This is a genomic window from Shewanella sp. (assembly GCF_047975355.1).
Taxonomy (GTDB): domain Bacteria; phylum Pseudomonadota; class Gammaproteobacteria; order Enterobacterales; family Shewanellaceae; genus Shewanella.
Window position 1 is genome coordinate 1 of the sequence record NZ_JBKEDJ010000083.1, and the last position, 22855, is coordinate 22855.

Genomic DNA, 22855 nt, shown 5'->3' on the forward strand with positions numbered 1-22855 from the left:
ATACGCATTACACTTCAGTGAAGATGTTGAAGCACATGTGGGCTATCAACGGATTGAAGGCTATAGCAGTAGTCGCTGTCAGGATAACGAACTGTTCGCAGAATTAGCCTACACCGCCGCCCCTTGGTTAGTCCCCTCGATAAATTATGTGTATTCCACCGAGGCTGCCGGCTATTTTGTCGAATTGAGTCTACACAGTTATTGGCAACTCACGGAGCAGTTCACAGTCTCGCCCTATGTAACCCAAGGTTTTGATTTTAAATATCGCACTGAAGATCACAATGGCCGAAATCATCTGCAATTAGGAGTCGAGGCCAACTATCAACTGGCAGACAATATGAGCATTAGCGGCCATATTAGTCACAGCATAGCCCAGAGCGATATTGAGCAAGAAGCGGCCGCCAATGGCGACTTTAGCTCGCAGGATCAAACTTATGCGGGTATCCATTTCAATATCAGCTTCTAAGGATGACGCTGCCACAGGCAACTTTTATTCTTCCGTTTGGCAAACCTATCCCGCGCTAACTACACTCAAGGTGTCGAAGGAACGACCTTAACGTGCCGAGGAACAGGGAATGTTAACTCACTATGCCAAGGTGTTATCTCACACCTTTATCCTATTAGTATTTTGCAGTTTGTCCTCCATCTGCGCCGCCCGCGAGCCCGTGTTGGTGCCCGAATATGGGTTAGAAAACCTCTCCCAAAACACACCTAGCGAACCTCTGCCCCTAGGCACACAGCTCGACAGCGAGGGAAAACCGCTTGCCATCCCAGCAGAACAAAGCGCCTTGGAGTATTCGTCGCCCACAGTCAATGTGGATGAGGCAAAGACCAAGCAAACGACCAAATCGACCGCCGCGAAAAAGAAAAAGCCGAGCCGCAAACAACAGCTCGCCAGTCGAGATAGAGTCGCTAACGACCCCAGTTGCCGCTGGCTCAATGCCCGCATGTCGCAACTCGAAACCCAGATTGGCAATCGACCCGACAGGGCTGCGAGCTATCACACCGATGAACTCAGTGCCCGTCAGCAGGAGTGGCAATGCCTCAAATGCGGCGCCGAAGGACCAAACCAAGACGATCACTATCGCTGCCAATATCGCCGTTAAGCTTGAGCTAACCGCCCATAGTTAAAGTGAGTGCTTTGCTGAGATTTTTTGCGGCAAAACAAGGTCTATACCAAAGCAACCTAATGGGCTGGTCTGCAAACCCATTCCAACCTACAATGACCTTCTGCTATTAAGCACCTCATTCTTAGAGTTAGACGGAGAAACTCATGGCTCAACATTTTGACTATATCTGCCTAGGCGCAGGCAGCGGCGGTATCGCCTCAGCTAACCGAGCTGCCATGCGTGGCGCTAAAGTTCTACTCATCGAAGCGAAACATGTTGGCGGCACCTGCGTAAACGTGGGCTGCGTACCTAAAAAAGTCATGTGGTATGGCGCGCATATCGCCGAAGCCATGAACCTCTACGCCAAAGATTATGGCTTTGATGTTTCAGTCAACAAATTCGACTGGAACACCTTAGTGAACAGCCGCGAAGCCTATATCGGTCGTATCCACGAGGCCTACGGTCGCGGCTTTACCAATAACAAAGTCACCCTGCTCAATGGTTATGGCCGTTTCGTTAATGGCAACACGATTGAAGTGAATGGCGAGCACTATACGGCCGACCATATCCTGATCGCTACCGGCGGCGCACCAACTATCCCAAACATTCCTGGTGCGAAATACGGTATTGATTCCGATGGTTTCTTCGCCCTGCGCGAACAACCTAAACGTGTCGCTGTCGTCGGCGCTGGCTATATCGCCGTCGAAGTCGCGGGCGTGTTACACGCGCTTGGCAGCGAGACTCACCTGTTTGTCCGTAAACATGCGCCACTGCGTAACTTCGATCCTATGCTAATCGACGCCCTAGTCGATGCCATGAAGACCGAAGGCCCAACCCTGCACACTAACAGTGTTCCTCAATCTGTGGTCAAAAATGCCGACGACAGCCTGACTCTGAACCTCGAAAATGGCGAAAGCGTGACCGTTGATTGCCTGATTTGGGCCATTGGCCGCTCACCCGCGACGGGCAATATCGGTTTAGAAAACACCGATGTGCAATTGGATAGCAAAGGTTATGTGATTACCGACGCGCAGCAAAATACCACCCACAAAGGCATTTATTGCGTGGGCGATATTATGGCGGGCGGCGTGGAGCTGACTCCAGTTGCGGTTAAAGCCGGTCGCTTACTCTCTGAGCGCCTATTTAACGGCATGAGCGATGCCAAAATGAATTACAGCCAAATCCCAACTGTGGTCTTCAGCCACCCACCGATTGGCACTATGGGCTTAACAGAGCCAGAGGCCCGCGCGCAATATGGTGATGATAATGTGAAGGTTTACACCTCAAGCTTCACCTCCATGTATACCGCCGTCACTAGCCATCGCCAAGCCTGTAAGATGAAACTGGTCTGCGCGGGAAAAGAAGAGAAAGTCGTTGGTATTCATGGCATTGGTTTTGGTATGGACGAAATTCTCCAAGGGTTTGGTGTCGCAATGAAAATGGGCGCCACAAAAGCCGATTTCGATGCCGTTGTCGCCATCCACCCCACTGGGGCTGAGGAATTTGTTACCATGAGATAAATATCGCAAATTCAAAAACTTAAAGGCCAGCTTTATCTGGCCTTTTTATTGTTCAGTAAAAATAACGCTCAGCCCCCTCTCAAAATCCATCACACAGCGAGTCAGCCGTCTAAGTAAATACTTTTGCCACAACCCTATGCTTAGGGTAGTTTAGCTGATGGTGATTTTTTGTCCCATTAAAGGCAGACATTCTCTGCTACGTGACAGGACTTAAAAACCAAATAGGAACATCACATTGCATAGGATGACGCAAATGACACAATCTTGGCCGCTAATAGAACCTTCCATCCGTATCCCATGCCTCACATCTTCCGCATCCTTACCCATTAATTCAGTAAAATCGAGAGGTTAATATGAGAGCATATTATTCATTTATGGCAAGTATTGCCTTGCTGCCACTATATACTGCGCATGCGGCTGATAGCACCAACTCAGAGCAAGTCACAAAATCTGAAAAACAGGTGCAGGACATGTCCGATCCTCTGGCGATTTATACTCAAGGCGGTTTTGGGATCACAGATAAAGGCCTCAACCTTAAAGTGGGCCAAGCCTATGATACGGGAGAAGAAAATAAAGCCGGGATGAATGTTATCGAGGTTAAGGGAATCCTTGGCGACACCCTAGGTTGGCGTGGCGAAGGCGCCGCCTCAGATTCTATTGACTCATTTCGCTTTCGCAATTTCACCGCAAACCTCACCAATGGGCGAGCGGCTCAAATTGATTTCAACTATAACCTTAACCCTAATTTAGTCGCCCAAGAAAGCGCAGATCTGTCCTATAGCTTTATTCAAGCCTTACCTCCGATGGGACGATTCACCCTATATCCGCTAATTGGCGCAGGCGTATCTATTGGTAAGGATGCCCTTGAAGACGATGGCTCAATCGACAGTGGTTATTCCACCATGGGCGTTTACGGTCTAGTGGGTATGTACGGCAAATTGAAGATCACGGACAAAATTTGGCTGAACTACAATCCATTCTGGCTGACAACCATTGCAGGCTCAGATACTTATACCGACAACTATTATGGTTTAGGCAAGAGTCATATTTTAACCCACGAGCTGGCACTGAGTTATCAAATTAACCCAAGGATGAACTTACGTTATTTTGCGAACTTTAATGAAAACGTCAGCTTTATGGACGGTGACCATAGGATTGAGTTTAACTATCAGTTCTAGTGATACAGCCTTACAAGCATTCCGCTGCAAGTTCGCTTAAGAGGCCCTTTGATAAAGGGCTTCTTCATCTTCACAGCTACTGATTTCACGTTATAAAACCGCTGTTGTAAACGCAAAATTACTATCAATTCTAACTATATAACTTAGTCAAAAGCGCTATTTCACCCTATTAAATTGCAATTTAGGCGGGAAAATTAGATTTATATATGCTAATGTAGTTAGAGCACTAACTAAATAACACTCTCATTTTGGTTTGAGAACAATCAAGGAGGCATTATGTCAGCTAAGCATGCTACAGATGAAAGCCCTATCTCACAGACAATTCGTTCCACCCGGGAACGACTCAACGAATCACTACAATATTTCTGCCTGTTCGCCATTCTAAGTACCTATCTCTTTGTCATTTTGAAACCGAGCTTCATTCAAAATAACAAAGCGTTAGGAGGAAAATAATCGATGAATTCCCTCTCTTACGTTTCATTAGCAATTTACTTTATTGCCATGCTCGCCATTGGTTTGTTCGCCTATCGCAAGTCGACCGATGATGTCTCTGGCTATATTTTGGGTGGCCGCCAAGTCAGCCCCCAAGTCACGGCTCTCTCGGCTGGCGCCTCGGATATGAGTGGCTGGATGCTGATGGGCCTGCCAGGCGCCATGTTTCTTGTTGGGTTTGAAACTCTCTATATCGCCCTCGGATTATTAATTGGTGCTCTAATCAATTACCTTGTGGTCGCCCCTAAATTACGGGTTTATACCGAGGTCGCCGATAACGCGCTGACAATCCCGGAGTTCTTTGCCAAACGCTTTGGCCAGGCCGATAACAGCATTCGTATTATCGCCGCGGTGATCATAGTGATCTTTTTTACCCTCTATACCTCGGCGGGTTTAGTCGCGGGCGGCAAGTTGTTCGAATCCGCCTTTGGGCTGAACTACGATATCGGCCTAGTCGTCACCTTAGCCGTAGTGGTGTCCTACACTCTGCTTGGGGGATTTTTAGCCGTTAGCCTCACCGACTTTGTGCAGGGCTGCATTATGTTTGTCGCCTTGGTCTTAGTGCCTTTTGTGGCCTATCAGGAATTTACCAGCGCCGATAGGATGATGAACTTTGCCTATCAGTCGATCCCGCATTTTACCGACGCCATGCAAAATGTAACGTTGCTTGGCTTAATCTCCAGTCTCTCGTGGGGACTTGGGTATTTCGGCCAGCCGCATATTATTGTGCGCTTTATGGCAATCCGCTCGGTCGCCGACATTAAAACCGCCAGACGCATAGGCATGAGCTGGATGACAGTGACGATTATCGGCGCTCTAGCGACGGGCTTGGTTGGTATCGCCTACGCCAATAAATTTAGCATGAAGCTTTCGGATCCTGAAACCATCTTTATCGTGTTTTCAGAGTTACTGTTCCACCCCTTAATCAGCGGCTTCCTGCTGGCAGCGATTCTCGCAGCCATTATGAGCACGATTTCATCGCAGTTATTAGTCTCGTCGAGTTCGCTGACCGAAGATATTTATCGCACCCTCTCCAAGAATGAATCGAGCGAACAAGAGATGGTGAAAATGGGCCGTTACGGAGTCGCTGGTGTTGCCATTGTCGCAACGCTGCTGGCGCTCGACCGCTCTAACAGCATCCTATCCCTCGTGAGTAACGCTTGGGCAGGCTTCGGCGCCGCCTTTGGGCCGCTGGTGTTGTTTAGCTTGTATAAGGCTAACCTCACCCATAAAGCGGCGATTGCGGGGATTATTTCGGGCGCGCTTACGGTACTCTTTTGGATTTATGCCCCCGTGCTTGCCGATGGTAAGGCATTGAGTAGCTTAGTGTATGAGATGATCCCTGGCTTTGTTGTCAGCAGCACAGTGATTTATCTGGTAAGCAAATTCGATAACGACCCGTGCGCTAAAACCACTAAGCAATTCCATCAGGCCGGTCGTGTATTGGCCGAGGAAAGCTAAGGAGGCGTGATGACAGACTCTCCCCGTAAACGTATCGTAGTCAAAGTGGGGAGCGCCTTAATCGCGCCCCACAAGCAAGGTTGCAGTAGCCATTATCTCTTGGGTATCGCGCAGTTTATTACTTACTGCCGCGTCCAAGGTATCCAAGTGGTACTGGTTTCGTCCGGCTCGGTTGCCGCTGGGTGGCACCATTTTGAGGGCCAATCTCAGCCGAGTGTCACGGTGAAAAAGGCCATGGCGGCTGCGGGTCAGGCGGATATGATGGCCACGTGGAATAAGCTATTTGATTTTCCTACCGCCCAACTACTGCTGACCCATGGCGACTTACGTAATCGCGAGCGTTATATCAGTATTCGAGACACCATTTTTAGCCTGCTCGAACACGGTTTAATGCCAATTATCAATGAGAATGACGCCGTGACCGCCGACAAACTCAAGGTTGGCGATAACGATAATCTCTCGGCCATGGTGGCGGCTGCGGCCGATGCCGACACCTTAGTGATTTGCTCGGATGTGGATGGACTCTATGATCAAAATCCCCACGAACATCCCAATGCCAAATTGATAAAGCAAGTCACTGAAATCAATGCCGACATCTATGCGATGGCGGGAGGCGCCAGCAGCGATGTTGGTACCGGAGGCATGCGCACTAAAATCCAAGCCGCCGAAAAAGCCATCTCCCACGGCATTGAGACCTTTATTATCAATGGCTTTAATGCCGATTCCTTTAGCCAACTGCTAAAGGGGCAAAATCCGGGCACCCTCTTTACCCCCTACGAAAAACCGATGCAGGAGCATTTGCATTGGATGACCCACACCTCGCAAGCGCAGGGCGAAGTGATCGTCGAGGATGATTTTAACCTCGCACTCGATCAGCACAGCGAGCAATTAACCAGCGATGATGTGGTTGAAGTCAAAGGGGATTTCTCAGTGGGCGACACCATTTTGGTGCGTAAAGGCGATGGCACTAAGTTGGCGAAAGCCAAATCTAACTACAGCAGTTGCCTACTGAGTTTTATTACCGAGCAGGATGATCAGGCGTTTGCCAGTGAATTCCAGCAAAAAACCGGCCCCATCATTTCCGATAAGAATATCGCCATTCTGAAATCCATTTGAGTGGAGAAACTATGAGCCTAATTAAACAAATATCTGCCGATGCCGCCCATGCGGCCCGCACACTCGCCCAACTCGATGAGTCGTTAAAAAACACCGTATTACTGGATATGGCGCGCTCATTAAGGGAAAAAAGTTATGAAATCCAAAGCGCTAACCTGATTGACGTACACCGAGCGACTCAGGATAACTTAAGCCCCGCTATGGTCGATCGCCTCACGCTGAACCAGCATCGTATCGAAGCGATGGCGCAAGGAATCGAAACCATCGCCGCCCTGCCCGATCCCGTTGGGCGTGAGCGTTTTATTGGTAAACGCCCCAATGGTTTATCTATCAGTAAGATGCGCGTGCCACTCGGCGTGGTGTGCATGATTTATGAGGCGCGCCCTAATGTCACCGCCGATGCTGGCGCATTGTGCTTTAAATCCGGCAATGCGGTGATCCTGCGTGGCGGTAAAGAAGCACTGCACACCAGCAAAGTGATCGCCAGCATTTTACAGACGGTACTGACAGCCTATGGTTTGCCTAAAGCCCTAATCAGCGTGATCCCCGATCCTGACCGCACCCTGATGCTCGAACTGATGCAACAGCGGGAATTTATCGATGTGATCATCCCCCGCGGTGGCGAAGGGCTGATTAATTACGTCACTGAAAACAGTAGCATTCCGGTTATTCAGCACTTTAAAGGCGTGTGCCATTTATATGTGGACAAGGACGCCAATCAAGATATCGCCTTAGATTTGCTGCTCAATGGTAAAACCCAACGCACTGGCGTATGTAACGCCCTCGAAGGCTTGTTAGTGCATAAGGATATCGCGCCGCGATTCTTGCCCCGCGTCGCCAAAGCCCTGGCCGAGCATCAAGTTAAAATCAATGCATGTCCTCCGGCCGCCGCGTATTTCGACGCCTGCACTTATATGGCAGAAGAAGATTTTGGCCAAGAATACTTGGACTTAGAAATCGCCATTCGCCAAGTCGACAGTTTTGAGGTCGCCACCCAACATATCGCTAGGTTTGGCAGCCATCATACCGAGGTGATTTGCACCGACAATGAACTCACCGCCGCCCGCTTTCAACGCACAGTGGATGCCTCGGTCGTTATGGTGAATGCTTCATCACGCTTTTCCGATGGTAGCGAACTCGGCCTCGGCGCCGAAATCGGCATCGCGACCACTAAACTACATGCCTACGGCCCCATGGGACTCGAAGCCTTAACCACTGAAAAATATCTGGTTTCAGGCACAGGACAGATTAGAGCTTAGCGATTACTTAGACGATGTTATTAACTAAATAACAAAGCCCCAAGGTATTCTCCCTTGGGGCTTTGTTTAAGTGCTCGTCATAGAAATTGAGCTTCATACTTCTTATACGGCTTTCAAATGTTTCGAAAATACCCAAGCGAGTTTGTCTTGATATAGAAAGGCCTTCCAATCACCGCTTGCAGCCAGCACACTAATACGCTCACCTTTTGAGAGTACACCCAGTAACTCCCCATTTTTCTTAGGTTTGTTGCGGATATTGAGTTTATCGATAGTTACTTCATATAGCTGTCCATTCTCCAGAACAGGATTGCTCGCAATGTCCGCGTTTGGCGATTGCAAATGGCTTTTCTCTTGTGACACCACGGTGCGAGTGCTAGCACTTGTATTTGCCGATCCGATACGACAAGTTTTGTTCCAAGAAATGCAGGAATTGCCGCACGGTTGACCCTTTTTACAGTTTTTGGCGTTGGCAATGGATATTGGATGCCCCAGAACAAAAACTAACAGTAATATCCATAACCTATTCACATTTCACTCCTTGAATATTCTCGCCTCAAAATAATTACCGCGAGATTGCTTTAAGCATAGATTTACCGCCCGATGCCGCAGAATACGACTCCCCTCGGAGTTGCCTCAGGGCGAATAGGCAAATTGCGTGAGTTCGGTCATGGATGACCGACTAGCTTTCGCAGGTGCATGGACGCATCCTTCGGAAGCGATAGCAAATTTGGCTATGAGCACAAGGAGCTTTCAACTCTGTTGGGGCGTCATGGAGCATCCAAGGAGGATAGGACGAGCAGTCCTCCTTGGTCGGGTGTGGGGTGAAGCCCCACGACTTTCTCGGCCGTAAGGCCGCAAAGCTCAACGTAAATCAAATAGTGATTTACGCTGCCCCATCACACTGCGATTTACCCGCTTGATAACAGCTGGGTTGCCGTGGGCAGACGGCGCCGCGGGAGCAGATAAGCCGGGCATCATTTTTAATACCGCGCTCAATCCAGTTGATATTCAAGATCTTAGCCACACTGACTAGATCGCTTTTAATATGCTTGGGAATCGCGACTGAGCCGCCGCCAGAAACACAGGCGGCTTTTAAATCATGGGCGATAGAGAGTGCATCTTTGCCTTGGGCTTCAATGGCCGGATTCAAATCGATACCGGCACAGAGCACATGGGGATTGCCCGCCGAGTCTTCAACCTTAATCGACTCGCAGCAGTAAATCCGTGGTTCATTGCCCACATTTAAAATCGAAATTTGCGCCGAGGTGCCGACCTTGGGCTCACTGATCATTCTAAATACCGCCCAGTGCTGACAAGGGTCTTCCACCAGCCGCATATTGCCCCAAGGCAGGGGAATGCCATTGCCACGGTAAACGGCCTTGAGTTTGCCCGGCGCATAGGCATCAAAATAATGCCAATGGGGATAAGGCGATACGACCGTCATCCGCCGCATGGCGACCGAAGCCGACACTTGCAGCTGTTTATGCACCTCAATTTCGTAACCGTGGCGGTCGAGTAACTGTCGATACGGCACCTTAGGACATAACAGGGCTCCGGCAAAAAAGCTGGACTCAAAGTCGCGCCACGCATGCAAAATATCCTGCGCGTTCAGGGTATTAGACTGCATTGTCACTTCTTCATCCATCTCAAGTTTTCGGCCAGAAATCATCACACTCTTAAGCCCATCTTTGTTGTGCAACACACAATGGCCGATATGAGCGGCGAGATCGTACTTCAGTCGACTGGGGCGATTTTTAAGGACTTTATTGATGTAAATTGTGCTCGGCGGCTCGAAGAAAGAAGTCACTAACTGATGAGAGCTTACGCCGCGCTCGTCGATCACTTCCTGGGGCGTACTATCTATCCATTTGATTTTTAAGCCTACGCCCTTGGCAATATCCAGCATTTCCTCGAGGGATAAGGGCATACGTTTTAACCCAACTTCTTCGGCGGCACGTTCAAGATCGGGGAAATGGTTTTGATGGTGTTCCTGATGGGCGCGAATTAATAAGTGGGCGAATTGTCGACCCGAAATCCCAGTCTGGGATAGCATTTCAGGGATGGCTATTTGCAAAATATCATTTGAAAACAAAAAGCTGGGCTCGAGCGCCATGCCGCTAATCCCACCACGGCGGCCTTTGTCCGGCGTGATGGCACTTTCCTCGGGCACGTCGTCTAAAAACCAGTCAACGTCCTTTTGAAAAACCGTGGCAATCACGGCCAACATTTCAGCACTGGGTACGCGTTTTCCACGCTCGATCATCGATAAATATGACACAGAGGGCGCACCGCCCGCATCGACGCGAATGCAACGTGCCGATAAATCTTCCATGGTTAAATTGTTACGTTTCCGTAGGTTACGTATTTTTGTCCCTAGGAAATGTGACTTTCTCATCAAGCTCTGGTCATTGCGCATTTTGTAAAATTCACATTGTAAAATTTTTATTGTGAAATTGTAGTCAAAAAAAGACTAGACTACAAATTAAGCAATCGAGGCAGGTTATCCACCTGACACTGTTTAACCATTAACTCTGTCGGACAAACCAAATTGAAGACAAACGTTGAACCATTAGAAGTGAAATCAAGGCCCTAATTTTTAATTTGAATGTGTAGAGGATACAGCGATGAATATGTCAATTATCAATAGCCACCAGATCCAACCGAATCTAAACAGCTTCATCGCAGAAGAAGTGCTTGCCGTCGCCCAAGTGAACGTGGCCGAGCATGAAAAACTAGCCCAGGCGAAGCAGTTCCTCGACCGTCATTTCCCACTGGATGCGGGTTCGCACCAGGATGTGATCAGCTATGTGGTTTACTACCAACACCTGCTGGCATTTTTTGCCGACGGCAGCCACAGCGGATTACGCCAAACCAAGCAGTTTGTTGCCTTCAACGGCACTAAAGATGCGCCAAGCGCCATAGTGTTACAGGATCAAGGCTGCCATGTTGAATTGTGTTTCGACCGCACAGGTATGATAGGCGCGCGGGATTTAGCAAATTTGGAAGATGTGCAAATCGAAGCGCCCGTTGAGTTAGCCGCCGAACCCACAGAGACACGCAACACCACCTCGCGCCACTGGTTAAGCCTGTTACATGCAGGAATGCCAAGCGCTAACGATATTCAAGACAAGCTGTTTACTGCTAAAGATGGTGGCGACTACAGCCTGCAACGTATCGTGAATCTCTAAATTCCGCGTATTTTCACGGGAGAGTTGCCGTCGGCGGCTCTCCTTTTTTTAGCTTCAAACCCACCTGCCCATTAAGACTCAATAAAATTGACTTACAAAATAAATTAAATTGATTTTATTGAAGCTGAACGCAATCGTTATAATGCCCGTCTTTGTCAGCGTCCCAATGCTTATTCGATTGGCTTATTCGAGCATCCATGCCTATGTGGATGGAGCTGAAAACCCAAGATTGGAACGATAACACTCAGTCGCAAACCTAAGGCGTTATGAATTTTTCATCGATAGTCTCGCAACTAAAGCAACCCCATCGCCTTGTGTTTATCTGCGCTGCGCTACTGTGTCTCGCGCCTGTTATCTCATCCCCTATGGCGCTTGTGCTCGGTTTTACCTTGGCCAGCCTAGGTTGGGTGCCAAACGACTGGAATATCGCCGCCCTCACCAAAAAACTACTGTCCTATTCGATTATCGGCTTAGGCTTTGGGATTAACTTCAACGCCGCGATTGAGGCCAGCAGCCATAACCTAGGGTTAATTGTCGGCTCGATTATTTTTACGCTGATCTTAGGCTTTATGGTGACTCGCGCTTTAAAGTTTGACCCGATCACAGGGCACTTAATCGCCTCTGGCACCGCCATCTGTGGCGGCAGCGCGATTGCCGCCGTATCGCCCGCCATTAATGCCAAACCAGACCAAACCGCCACCGCATTAGCCTGTGTATTTGTACTCAACTCGGTAGCCTTGTTTTTATTCCCCGCCCTCGGGCATTTGCTCAATATGAGCCAATACGATTTTGGCGTGTGGAGCGCCATCGCGATTCACGACACCTCCTCAGTCGTAGGCGCGGCCTCTGCCTATGGTGATGAAGCACTAAAAACCGCGACGACCATTAAACTGGCGCGCGCACTATGGATTATCCCTATCGCCCTTGTCAGTGCGCTGATCTTTGGCGGCGATAAACGTAAGCTTAACCTACCGTATTTTATCGGATTTTACTGTTTAGCCATCGCAATCGCCCATTGGTTGCCGCAGTTTCAACCACTCTACGACACGCTGTTTATGGTATCGAAACGTACCTTGGTTCTGTGTCTGTTCTTGATTGGTGCGGGGATTACGGTGCAAAAAATGCGGGCAAGCGGCCCTAAGCCTTTGCTGCTGGGCGTGGTTCTGTGGGCAGCGATTGGGGTAACGTCTTTAGGTTATATTCTGTATTTTCAATAGATTGGACTTGAGCTTTACGGCTCAGATTGACGTGCTAACGCAGGAAGCTTTATTCGGCGTTGGGTTTAATCCGCCAAGCCAACCCCAGTACGCCTAAAAAGGCGGAAAATTCGATCAGCGAGCGGAGTAATCCTGTGGTTTGCGTGGATGCAACCAAGGCAATAAGGCAAAACACAATCAGCAGCGAGTTTTTCAATTGCATCCTCCGACAAACTTAGGGGATGCTCATTATTGTTTAGAACCAAAAAGCCAGCCAATATCGATTTTCAATAACAAATAGCTATAACAACTAAGCCTGAGAGTTTAGGTCAAGCGGCCTTATGGGCGCTATTGGACTCGTTTACCGCCAGTTCTTGGTTATGTTCCTGAATAAAATCCTCCATAAACCAAGCACAAAAGGTGTGGCGGCCATCCACGGCGGCCTTGCCATAAATGGTCGACGCCTGTTGGCGCACCGTTTTCTCTTTTGTCTGTCTCACTTCGGCAATTTCTTTAAAACTCAGCCCTTTAAGCAATAAAAACGCGACTTGCTGCTCGCTCTTGGTAAAACCCCAAGTATCAAATTGGTTTGCGACGGCTTGGCTGTATTCCTGTCTAGCGGAGCGCATTTGGGTCGACATATTGTCGATTTTTTTATCGGCGTACTCGAGACGTTTTGCTAAGGCTTTAACTTCGTGCGAGCGGCGAATTAAATCGTAACTGAGGTAGATGGCCCCGGCGGCGGTGAGCACTAAGAGTATGGCTTCCTGCACTAAATGCCATTGCGGAATGCCTAATTGAATGTCGGAACTAATGTCAAAAAGCTTAAAGCACATGATCAGTGCCAGCAGACCAATAATGACAATATCCTTCATTTAAAACTCCTAAATAAAAGCAAAATCAATCAATTATTTTATGGGACATATGTACCATAGGCGAATTTATGATACAGGTCCCCGACGACTTTCCCCCGTCAATCCCTACACTGACAGCATTGTTTAATACCACAGAATCATCTCATGTCTGTCAGTTCGTCTTGTATCAAGTTATGTCTGTTGACCAGCTTAGTCGGCAGTAGTTTCCAGTGTCTTGCGGCGGAAGTCGAACTTTCCCAAGCGCTTTCGAGCAGCCAAGCTAGGTTGGCTCATATCGCTTCGTCGAATACCCAATCGGCACATTTAACCAGCTCGACCTGGCTCACTGGCCTGCCGAGCATTAGCTTAAGTCACCTCAGGAGTTTGGATAATAGTAACAGCTACGAGCAGGAACTCTCAGTCAATTTGCCATTTAAATCCCCCGCGCTACACAGCAGCGATAAGCAAATAAAACAGCTCGCCGAGCAAATTCATCAGCAACAAACGGCGTTGCAAGACTTGTATCTCTCGGGATTATTAAGGCAGAGCCTGTGGGAATATCGCCTAAGCGAAGTCAAACTGGCGCAGCTTGAGCGCAAACAGCAGTTGCTCGATAAACTCCATCGCCAGCAAAAACAACTGACCGATGCGGGGGAGCTGCCACTGGCCAACACCCTGCTGCTGGAGCGGGAAAGTATCGATATCGCCTTAAGCCGCGCCGACATTCTGCAGCAACAAGCTCAGTCTTTAGCCCTGTATCAACAACTGACGGGCCAAGAACGGATGCCGAGCGCGATAGAGGAAACTGACCGCCCGCTTGGCAAGGGTGCCGAGGCCTTAGCCCAACATCCTCTATGGCAATTGTTGAAGCTGCAACAACAGCAACACCTGCTACTGATCCAATCTCAGCAAGCGGGTGAGCGCGATCCTTGGACCGTCTCACTCACGGCAAAAAATACCGCGGATACGGGCGTGGATGATCAGCAGTTAGGCATAGCCGTATCAGTACCCTTAACCTTAGGTTCTGCGCTGTCCCAGAGTGATTTATCCCAATGGCAACAAGCGAATACCGAGCAAAGCCTCAATCTTGACCGCAGCGCACTCGAGCTTAAAAACCAGTGGGATCAATTAGTCCGTCAGCAAACTAACCTCGTAGAGCAACAGCGCTTACTCACCCAAGCGCTCGCCTTCAGCCGCACTATTACCGAGGAACTCGCCAAGGTAAAAGATCAAGATCAGGTGAGTTATGAAGTCTGGCTGCGCCGCTATATGGAGGCGCTCGACACCGAGTCCCGCTTGGCGCTCAACCGCGTCAGCTTGCAACAACTGCATTCTCAACAACTCCAAGCCTTAGGAATTTCATTATGATGGCCAAGTACGGCGCATGCCTTCTCTGTTTATCCGCGAGTGTTGTAGGTTCGGCACAGGCCGAAAGCTTAGCCATTAGCGCCTTAGGCAATCTCGACCTCAGTTACACCCAACCCCAAAGAGTCGCCAGTTATGAGGGCAGCCCACTGCCGGCGCAGGTTGAAATCCTCCCCGGCAATGACTACTGGATCAGCACGCCCGAGAATATCCAGCAGGTGCACTTTCTCGTCGGCCAGGGCCAACGCCTCAGTAAAGGCCAACCGATAGTCAAACTCACAGGGCCAGAAGTGTTCCACTACCTCGCCCAAGTCAAGGCCGCGGCGAGCCTATATCAACTCGCCAAGAGTCGTTATGAGCGCAACAAACCATTGCTCGCCAATGGCAGCATAAGCGCCGAAAAATGGCGAGAGATCAGTCAGGACTATTTCACGACTCACCTCGAATACGAGCATATGCAGCACTTTATGGAGCGCGTCCACAGCACGGATGCGGCCACCGACTCCTTAGTGGTCGCCGCGCCCGTTGACGGTATCGTTAAACTCAATGCCATCAGCGGCCCTTATATGGCGGGGGAGCAGCTGTTTTCACTGGTTCCCAATAACAGCATCCGCGTCAAAGTGAATGTGCCGACGGGGCAGTCCCATTCCCTGTCTGCCATCAATATCAATCAATGTCATATCGCGATTGAGTCACTGTCGGCGATTGCCGAAGGCGCCTTTGTCACAGCTTGGTCATCGGCGGTGCCACAGGAATGTAACCTATTGTTAGGCCAGCAAATAACTGTGGTTCCCGAGTATCAAAAGGCCGTGTATTTACTCCCCAAAAACAGTGTGTTTAGTTGGGAGCAAGACAGCCAAGTGTTCACCAAGTCCAATAATCAGCTCAATGCGCTAACGGTCGATATCTTAGGCTCAACGCCGGAGCAGTATATTGTCGCCAGCGATCAAGACTTGAGTCAGCTACAAGTCCTATCCCAGTCAGTTGCCGCAGTGAAAGGCATCATGCTCGGTTTAGGAGGCGAATAAGATGCTCACCTCTGTGATCCGTTTTTCGCTCACTCAGCGGCTCTTTGTGCTAATTGTGGCGCTGATCTTAATGTTGGCTGGCGCACGCGCTTGGTTCGCCATTCCCTTGGATGCCTTTCCGGATATTTCTCCAACCCAAGTGAAGATTATCCTCAAGGCTCCGGGCATGACGCCGGAGGAAATCGAGGCCCAGATTACCGTCCCGATTGAAACCGAGCTGCTCGGCATTCCGCAGCAATCGGTTCTGCGCTCGACCACTAAATACGCCATTAGCGATATCACCCTCGATTTTGAAGAAGGCACGGATATCTATTGGGCGCGTCAGCAGGTGAGCGAGCGCCTCACTGCGGTCTGGGACAGTTTTCCCGAAGGCGTGAGTGGCGGCGTGGCGCCCATGAGCACGCCACTCAGTGAAATCTTTATGTTTTCACTCGAAAACCCCAATCTTTCCCTGCTGGAGCGACGGCAATTACTCGAGTGGGAAATTCGGCCGCTGCTGCGCACAGTACCGGGTGTTGCCGATGTGAATATCCTCGGCGGTTATGCCAAGAGTTTTAGCATCAGCCCTAATCCTGCGGCGATGGCGGCTGCGGGCGTGAGCTTTGCCGCGCTGCAGCAGGCGATTGTGGAGAATAATCACAACGAAGGTGCTGGTAAGCTCACCATAGGTACAGACACCATCATAGTGCGCTCCGAGGGACGCATCGATGATATCGACGAACTCAAACAGCAAGTGATCAAAGCCGATAATGCCAAGGTCTATCGCTTGCAGGATCTCGCCGATATCCAGATAGGCCACCTTGCGCGCTACGGCGCCGTCACTAAGGATGGTAACGAAACCGCCGAAGCCTTAATCATTGCCCTCAAGGACGCCAATACGGCACAAGTGGTTAACAATATTAAAGAAAAGCTAGCGCAAATCAGCCTGACTCTCCCCGAAGGCAGCCAGATAAACACCTTTTACGACCGCGCTAACCTGATCAATACCGCCATCGAGACCATCTCCAATGCGCTATTCGAGGCCGTTGTGCTGGTCATCGTATTGCTGGCGCTGTTTTTAGGTAATGTGCGCGCCGCGTTAGTGGTATCCCTGTCGCTGCCGCTGGCCGCACTGTTCACCTTTTTGATGATGGATTACTTCAATCTTTCCGCGAACCTGATGAGTCTCGGTGGCCTCGTTATCGCCATCGGCATGTTGGTGGACTCCTCCGTGGTCGTAGTTGAAAACATGGTGAATTTAATCGCCACTAAACAGCGTTTACCGCGGTTGCACTTGATCTTTCGCGCCACCAAAGACGTCGCCATTCCGGTAGTCTCGGGCACAGTTATCGTGATCATAGTGTTCTCGCCACTGCTCACCCTCAGTGGTTTAGAGGGCAAACTCTTTACCCCAGTCGCCATCACCATAGTGTTTGCCATGCTGTCGGCGCTGGTGTTATCGCTGACCGTAATCCCCGTGATTGCCTCGTTCCTCGTTAACGAAAAGGCCGCAAAAGAACCTAAAGCCATCGAAAAGCTCAAGCATCTTTATCTTGTCAGCCTAAAAGCCTGCTTTGGTTGGCAAAAACCTTTTATGCTCACCGCCTTTAGCTTGCTGATCGTCAGTCTCGGCCTGTTTAGTCTGGTGGGGAAAACCTTTATGCCGACCTTAGATGAGGGCGACATCATTCTCCAATTAGAGAAATCCCCTTCGATTTCCCTTGACGCCTCCATCGCTATCGATAAACAGATCCAGCAAACCCTGCTAAGCCAAATCCCCGAAATCAAACAGATGGTGGCGCGCACCGGCGCCGATGAGATTGGTTTAGATCCCATGGGACTGAACGAAACCGATGTGTTTTTAGAGCTGACGCCCCGCAGCGAATGGCGTTTTGCCACCAAAGAGCAGCTTATCGATGCCATCCGCACTGTGCTGCTTAAATATCCCGGCGTAAACTTTAACTTTACGCAACCGATACAGATGCGGGTGTCTGAAATGCTCACCGGCAGCATTGGCGATGTCGCGATTAAAGTATTCGGTAATGATATCGAGACCTTAGGCAAACTCACCAGTGAGATAGAACAGCTGGTCACCGCCACTCAGGGCAGCGTCGACGTTAAGATGGCGATGATTGAGGGCAGCCCCTTTATCAATCTCACCTTAGATAACGAGCTGGCCCGTGGGTTTGGAATGAGCACTATGGAGTTTGCCCGTTACCTCAAGAGCCAACTCGAAGGCGTGGTCGTCACCGAAGTGCTGCAAGGGAAGAAGCGCACGCCCGTGCTTATCGCCAATAATCAGGCGCAGATCAGTAACATTAACGAACTGCAAAATCAGCTATTGGTGATGCCAGATCATTCCCTAAAACGCCTAAGCGACGTGGCGGTATTGAGCTATAAACAAGGCCCTATCCTAATCGAGCGGGAACAGGGAAATCGCTTTTCGGTGATCACCACCAACGTGCAAGGGCGGGATATTGTGGGCTTTGTGGAGGAGCTTAACAGTAAAATCGCTAGGGAAATCAAACTGCCCAGCGGCTATAGCGTCAGCTTCGGTGGAGAATTTGAAAACCAGCAGCGCGCCACCAGCAATTTATTGCTGGTGATCCCCATTGCTATCGCACTGATCACTTTGATTTTATTCACCACCTTCGGCTCGCTGGCAAAATCGGGGTTAATCCTCGCCAACGTCCCGTTCGCCATGATGGGCGGTATCGTTAGCTTGTATCTCTCGGGGGAATACCTCTCGGTGCCCGCCTCGGTAGGCTTTATCGCCCTGCTGGGTGTCGCCGTGCTTAACGGCGTAGTGATGGTCAGCTATTACGAACAAACCAAATACTTATTTGGCAGCCTCAGGGAGCGAGTCGAACAGGGCGCCGCGCGGCGACTCAGGCCCATTCTGATGACGGCCACCACCGCCATGTTTGGTTTGATCCCCTTAGTGTTCGCCACGGGCCCAGGTGCTGAAATCCAAAAACCCTTGGCCATTGTGGTGATCGGTGGCTTGCTCACCTCCACTATCACGACCCTGTATTTACTGCCCATGTTGTATTTTTGGCTGGAGAAACGCCGATGAGCACAGAACAACTGCTAGTCCTGATCGCCCAAAACGATATCAAGGACGATATAGTCGATACTCTGATTGAGTTGGAGTTTTTATCCGGCTTTAGCCTAGGCAATATTTGCGGATTTAGCCGAGAGCACAGCCATTTCAATATCAAGGAACAGGTGGAAGGTTATCGGGAGTTTTGTAAGTTTGAGATTATGCACCCTGCAAGCCAGCAAACCGCTTTGCTTGAGGCACTAGCAAAGGTCTGTAAACACAATCCCTGTCGTTATTGGATTATGCCCATCTATCAAAACGGCACACTTTCCTAACGATAAAGGGCATACAGAACCTGCTGTATGCCCTTGACTACAGAATCGGGGTTGGACGACGCACTAAGTAACCACTGGCAATGGAGAGAATGCAGTAGGCGGTAAAGAAGTAGAATCCGCTCTCAAACTGCGCCTTAGTCTTTAACATTTCGCCCATGCCACCCGAGGCATTGCCCGCCAAAAAGGTAATGATCAGAGCCACCACAAACACATCGGCCATAGACCATTTCGCCAGCGCAGAGACAATATGGTGAATGCGCCACTGCAGCGCAACCGAACTCACCGTCTGTTGTACTAGCATCAGACTGAGTTTCACCGCGGGGATAATGATACTAAACAGCATCACCAACCCAGCCACTAAGCCATTGCCGGTATTATATAATTCGGTGACAGTACTCCAGATACTGCGGGTTTGCTGTAATACTTCTACTTCGCCCTTGAGGTTATTCAGCCCCAAAAGACCACTGACCATATTCAACATGCCGCGGGCACTATCGCGCCCCGAATCCTCATCGAAGCTTTGTGCGACCTGCTCAATCCCTTGTTCGGTGAGTTTGGCCTTATCTATGCTGCCATTGAGACTCAAAATGGGCTGAGTCACGCCGGGAATTAACAGCGCCAAAGACAGCAGAATAACGAGAATGGGAAGAAGAGAATTGCGTACACTGTTCATAACAAAGCCCTTGGGAAATTTTGGCTCAGTGTACGGCCTTTCCCCTTATCGGGGCAATGAACGGCACCTGACATCGTGGCAGATATCAGGTGCGGCAATAGGCATCAGTAGAAGGGTTTAGGATCGATATCCAGCGAGCTTGGCGATACACCGCGCTCAATATATAAGTCCGACTTGAGCAGGTCTATCATAGCCACATCGGTATAACGCTTTGCTTTTAAAGAGTAAAAACACTTTACTATTGGGTTTAAAGCATCTCTGTCCTTCGAGGTCCAGACAATACCCACACGTCCGTCGGATAATTCCACTAAAGAACCCACTGGGTAAACTCCGATGCAACGAATAAACTCGTAGACCAACCCTTGGTCTAAGTGGAATGGTGTCAGGCTCAGCAGAATCTTAAAGGCCGCAGCAGGACTCATGGCCTCTTTATAGCAGCGAGTCGCGGTTAAGGCGTCGAAGATATCGACGATACAACTCATGCGTCCATGGAGCGGGATTTCTTCGCCCTTTAAGCCCCGAGGATAACCGCGACCATCGAGCTTTTCGTGGTGCATGAGACAGACGTCTTTGCTGATCTGAGACAATCCTTTGGTTTCGCTCATAATATCAAGTGCATATACTTGATGCAGCTTCATATGTTCGAATTCTTCAGGGGTCAACTTACCCGGTTTATGCAGCACCTTGTTATCGACCTTGATCTTGCCGATATCATGCAAGATACCGCCGACCGCCATCTCCCGGAGCGTGGCACGATCTAGCTTTAAGTATTTACCAAAGGTGACCAACAGAAAGGCGACATTCACTGAATGTTCGAGCAGATAAGCATCCTTAGAACGTAAGGCTGACATACATTTCAACGCATCTTCATCCAGCATGACCGATTCGATCATGCTGTCGGCGAGGGCTTCGAAGGGGGCGACCTCTATCGCTTTACCCTCAAAGGTTTCGGACAAGACTTTGCGGATCAGGTCCTTGGCTTCAGTTAACATCAACTGAGCCTGTTTCTGCTGATTTTCACGCGTGACTAACGGCTTTTTAGACTCCAATGAACCATAGCTGCTGACTTTGCGTTTAAAACCACAATGTTCGGCCGATCTTTCAGTATCGACCCAAACAAATTTGATCCCATTCTTGGTTAATTTAGCAATCGCATCCTTGTGCTTGATTTGTCCTGCATTTGCAATAGCGAGCCGACCTTGAACATTTTTGTCTATCGCACTGACAAACATCCCCAGCGTCAATTGCGACACAGGTAATTTGATTAGGTCAACTGATTCTGCCGACTCACTCATATCTAGCAACCCCAAGGCATAGAGAAGATTACAGCTACTGACCATACAACAAACAATGCTAATTTAGCACATCATGCTGCCATTTATTTCTTAGTAGTATAGGACAGTATAACCTGCATTCTAAGCGCGGGAAGATAAAAGCACCACATGCTTTGATGACGAGCATCAAAGAACAAGACAAAACCAAGCAAAATGATGGGGTATTGCTCAGCCAAGGGTTAATTGGTTAATAATACGGTATTTTTTAGCATCACACATTCGAAGCTTGTCACCATCCAGCGGCGATATTGGCAGTTATAGCAGGAGCGAACCTCATCATCGACCTGCTCATCCTCATCGTCGGGCGCAAAGTGAGAACACAATTGCGCCGCCCATCTCGCCTCTGGATATTGCTGTAAACCCGCTCGAAAACTCCATCGTTCAGTCTCATATTCAAACAGCTTGAGCAGCTCTTGATCCATTATCACCTCAATAGTCCTGTAGGGCTTGTTTGCCCGCATTACACCACTGCCCGCAGTCTCGGCTGACTAACAATACAAATTGATGCTCAAGGTAAACGGCCTTTACCTTGCCTTTGAGTTGAACCTTTTCATCCGCCGCTAAACGGGTTTTATCTGTGCTCATCACCGCATCGAGGCCAGTCTGCTCGAGAATTTCTGCCACAGTTAATTCGAGGGATACTTCCTCAAGCTGACCGAGTTTGATTTGCCCCTTAACACGCCCATCACTGCCCATTAAACGCAGTCCTAATCCCGCCAAAGCACCAATAACGCCCTGGCCAGTACCACCGTGCTCGGTGAGTTGGAGCTGTAACTGCTCGGCAAGCTGATAGGCAGCCGCTTTGGTGATCACTTCGCGCTTGGCTCTGAGCCCAAAGTCTATCAGCGCATTCACATCATAGTCGGAATCGACATCCAAAATCGCAATGCCAGGATCCGCCTTAGGCGCAGACTCAGCGACTAAATGCGCTACCGCCAGACGATGGATCTCCGCCTGCGATAATGGCGACTGCAACGCAAAACACATGGCGCTGTTGTGGGAGGTGTAGGGAATGTCAGGGTGCACAAACAGTTGATGCCGTGTCACAAAGGAGGCCTTGCACCCCGAAGTTTGCGCGAGTAAGAGTGCAATTTCCTCGGCAATCTCCCCCGTACCTTTAGTGCCAATGTCGTCGGTATCGTCGATACAAATAAGCCAATTTTTCATCGATATTCCTAGCAGTTAAAACTTGTCACGGTGAAGGAGATCATGGGCCTTAAGCCTATTCAGCACGGGAGGCACTAATAGGGCACCTAAGGTGGCAAAGAATCCGCCCTTAAGCACGCTTGCGCCCCATTGGATCAGCACGACATCGAGCGCCATGCCCGCCAGCACATTGGTCAGCGCCACTTTGAACGCCCACGCCATACAGCCAACAATGCCTAAGATCACGCAGCGCCAATGCAGGCTTAATGTGAGCGGTAACAGTAAAGCCACCAGATCCATAGCTATAGCAGGTAAGATAAACTTCAATAAAATCATTGGGCCGCCCTTACCAACACCGAGCGCCATAGCGACTAAGCCCGCAATGCCGCCACAGGCAATCATGCTGCCGAAACGCCCAAGCACGCCGTAGCAAATCAAGTAGAAGAAGCTCATTAAAAACATGCTGTGGCCAGAAAGCCCAAGCTTGAGCCTTAACATGCCCGTCAATGCCACCAGCAGGGTGGCACAAAAGCCGATAAACAAAGAATCCTGTAAGCTCAGGGGGAGTTTTTTATTCAT

At 49.6% G+C, this 22855-nt stretch carries 21 protein-coding genes and 1 pseudogene; 13 read left to right on the top strand and 9 right to left on the bottom strand.

Annotation, left to right across the window (positions count from 1 at the left end):
* The 7 genes and pseudogenes from ACK5NH_RS18955 to ACK5NH_RS18985 all read left to right on the top strand — a co-directional run.
* Nucleotides 1–466, top strand: a pseudogene (locus ACK5NH_RS18955) (hypothetical protein); the annotation flags it as partial.
* 109 nt (nt 467–575) lie between these two features.
* The gene (locus ACK5NH_RS18960) at nt 576–1106 is read left to right on the top strand and encodes a hypothetical protein (protein WP_416922587.1); all 531 of its coding nucleotides are present in this window, start codon (nt 576–578) and stop codon (nt 1104–1106) included.
* Nucleotides 1107–1273: 167 nt separating this feature from the next.
* The gene (gorA, locus tag ACK5NH_RS18965) at nt 1274–2629 is read left to right on the top strand and encodes a glutathione-disulfide reductase (RefSeq protein ID WP_416922589.1); all 1356 of its coding nucleotides are present in this window, start codon (nt 1274–1276) and stop codon (nt 2627–2629) included.
* Between the two features lie 353 nt (nt 2630–2982).
* The gene (locus ACK5NH_RS18970) at nt 2983–3807 is read left to right on the top strand and encodes a hypothetical protein (RefSeq protein WP_416922591.1); all 825 of its coding nucleotides are present in this window, start codon (nt 2983–2985) and stop codon (nt 3805–3807) included.
* A gap of 456 nt (nt 3808–4263) precedes the next feature.
* Nucleotides 4264–5760 carry a sodium/proline symporter PutP gene (gene putP / locus ACK5NH_RS18975; protein ID WP_416922593.1) on the top strand — a complete coding sequence of 499 codons (1497 nt, stop codon included), beginning with the start codon at nt 4264–4266 and terminating at the stop codon, nt 5758–5760.
* Between the two features lie 9 nt (nt 5761–5769).
* Entirely contained in the window at nt 5770–6876 is a 1107-nt protein-coding gene (proB, locus tag ACK5NH_RS18980; RefSeq protein WP_416922595.1) for a glutamate 5-kinase, read from the top strand.
* Between the two features lie 11 nt (nt 6877–6887).
* Nucleotides 6888–8135, top strand: coding sequence for a glutamate-5-semialdehyde dehydrogenase (locus tag ACK5NH_RS18985; protein ID WP_416922597.1), 1248 nt, complete (start codon nt 6888–6890; stop codon nt 8133–8135).
* A gap of 102 nt (nt 8136–8237) precedes the next feature.
* Here the strand turns inward: ACK5NH_RS18985 and ACK5NH_RS18990 are convergent, their stop codons facing one another.
* Together ACK5NH_RS18990 and ACK5NH_RS18995 are read right to left on the bottom strand one after the other, a co-directional pair.
* Complete coding sequence (locus tag ACK5NH_RS18990) at nt 8238–8663, bottom strand: SH3 domain-containing protein (RefSeq protein WP_069455370.1); 426 nt, start codon at nt 8661–8663, stop codon at nt 8238–8240.
* 355 nt (nt 8664–9018) lie between these two features.
* On the bottom strand, nt 9019–10551 hold the full coding sequence (locus ACK5NH_RS18995) for a DUF3612 domain-containing protein (protein ID WP_416922599.1): 1533 nt from the start codon (nt 10549–10551) through the stop codon (nt 9019–9021).
* 208 nt (nt 10552–10759) lie between these two features.
* Between ACK5NH_RS18995 and ACK5NH_RS19000 the strand changes: the two genes are divergently transcribed.
* Nucleotides 10760–11323 (top strand): malate synthase, encoded by a 564-nt coding sequence (locus ACK5NH_RS19000; RefSeq protein ID WP_011624573.1) that lies wholly within the window; start codon nt 10760–10762, stop codon nt 11321–11323.
* Between the two features lie 266 nt (nt 11324–11589).
* Nucleotides 11590–12540 (top strand): YeiH family protein, encoded by a 951-nt coding sequence (locus ACK5NH_RS19005; protein WP_089068831.1) that lies wholly within the window; start codon nt 11590–11592, stop codon nt 12538–12540.
* A 49-nt stretch (nt 12541–12589) separates the two neighbouring features.
* Here ACK5NH_RS19005 and ACK5NH_RS19010 read toward each other — a convergent pair whose 3' ends face one another.
* The gene (locus tag ACK5NH_RS19010; RefSeq protein ID WP_083758005.1) at nt 12590–12736 is read right to left on the bottom strand and encodes a hypothetical protein; all 147 of its coding nucleotides are present in this window, start codon (nt 12734–12736) and stop codon (nt 12590–12592) included.
* Nucleotides 12737–12848: 112 nt separating this feature from the next.
* Nucleotides 12849–13394: a helix-turn-helix transcriptional regulator gene (locus ACK5NH_RS19015; protein WP_416922602.1), complete on the bottom strand. Its 546-nt coding sequence runs from the start codon at nt 13392–13394 to the stop codon at nt 12849–12851.
* A 144-nt stretch (nt 13395–13538) separates the two neighbouring features.
* On the opposite strand from ACK5NH_RS19015, the gene ACK5NH_RS19020 reads away from it, so the two are divergent.
* From ACK5NH_RS19020 to ACK5NH_RS19035, 4 genes are read left to right on the top strand one after another with little or no spacing between them, the layout of a single operon-like run.
* Complete coding sequence (locus ACK5NH_RS19020; RefSeq protein ID WP_416922604.1) at nt 13539–14741, top strand: metal transporter; 1203 nt, start codon at nt 13539–13541, stop codon at nt 14739–14741.
* Nucleotides 14738–15766, top strand: a complete 1029-nt coding sequence (locus tag ACK5NH_RS19025) for a membrane fusion-like protein (protein ID WP_416922606.1) — start codon at nt 14738–14740, stop codon at nt 15764–15766. The genes ACK5NH_RS19020 and ACK5NH_RS19025 overlap by 4 nt, the downstream gene beginning before the upstream one ends.
* 1 nt (nt 15767) lies before the next feature.
* Nucleotides 15768–18821, top strand: a complete 3054-nt coding sequence (locus ACK5NH_RS19030; protein WP_416922608.1) for an efflux RND transporter permease subunit — start codon at nt 15768–15770, stop codon at nt 18819–18821.
* Nucleotides 18818–19123, top strand: a complete 306-nt coding sequence (locus ACK5NH_RS19035; RefSeq protein WP_088212792.1) for a DUF3240 family protein — start codon at nt 18818–18820, stop codon at nt 19121–19123. The genes ACK5NH_RS19030 and ACK5NH_RS19035 overlap by 4 nt, the downstream gene beginning before the upstream one ends.
* A gap of 37 nt (nt 19124–19160) precedes the next feature.
* On the opposite strand, the gene ACK5NH_RS19040 is transcribed toward ACK5NH_RS19035, so the two are convergent.
* The 5 genes from ACK5NH_RS19040 to ACK5NH_RS19060 all read right to left on the bottom strand — a co-directional run bounded on the left by ACK5NH_RS19040 (nt 19161) and on the right by ACK5NH_RS19060 (nt 22855).
* Nucleotides 19161–19796: a paraquat-inducible protein A gene (locus ACK5NH_RS19040; protein ID WP_374902605.1), complete on the bottom strand. Its 636-nt coding sequence runs from the start codon at nt 19794–19796 to the stop codon at nt 19161–19163.
* Between the two features lie 104 nt (nt 19797–19900).
* Nucleotides 19901–21091, bottom strand: a complete 1191-nt coding sequence (locus ACK5NH_RS19045; protein ID WP_416922611.1) for an HD-GYP domain-containing protein — start codon at nt 21089–21091, stop codon at nt 19901–19903.
* 218 nt (nt 21092–21309) lie between these two features.
* A complete protein-coding gene (locus tag ACK5NH_RS19050) occupies nt 21310–21552 on the bottom strand; it encodes a hypothetical protein (protein ID WP_416922613.1) in 243 nt (80 codons plus the stop codon).
* Between the two features lie 7 nt (nt 21553–21559).
* Complete coding sequence (locus ACK5NH_RS19055) at nt 21560–22297, bottom strand: DNA-binding protein (RefSeq protein WP_416922615.1); 738 nt, start codon at nt 22295–22297, stop codon at nt 21560–21562.
* A 15-nt stretch (nt 22298–22312) separates the two neighbouring features.
* Nucleotides 22313–22855, bottom strand: coding sequence for a core component of ECF transporter (locus ACK5NH_RS19060; RefSeq protein ID WP_416922617.1), 543 nt, complete (start codon nt 22853–22855; stop codon nt 22313–22315).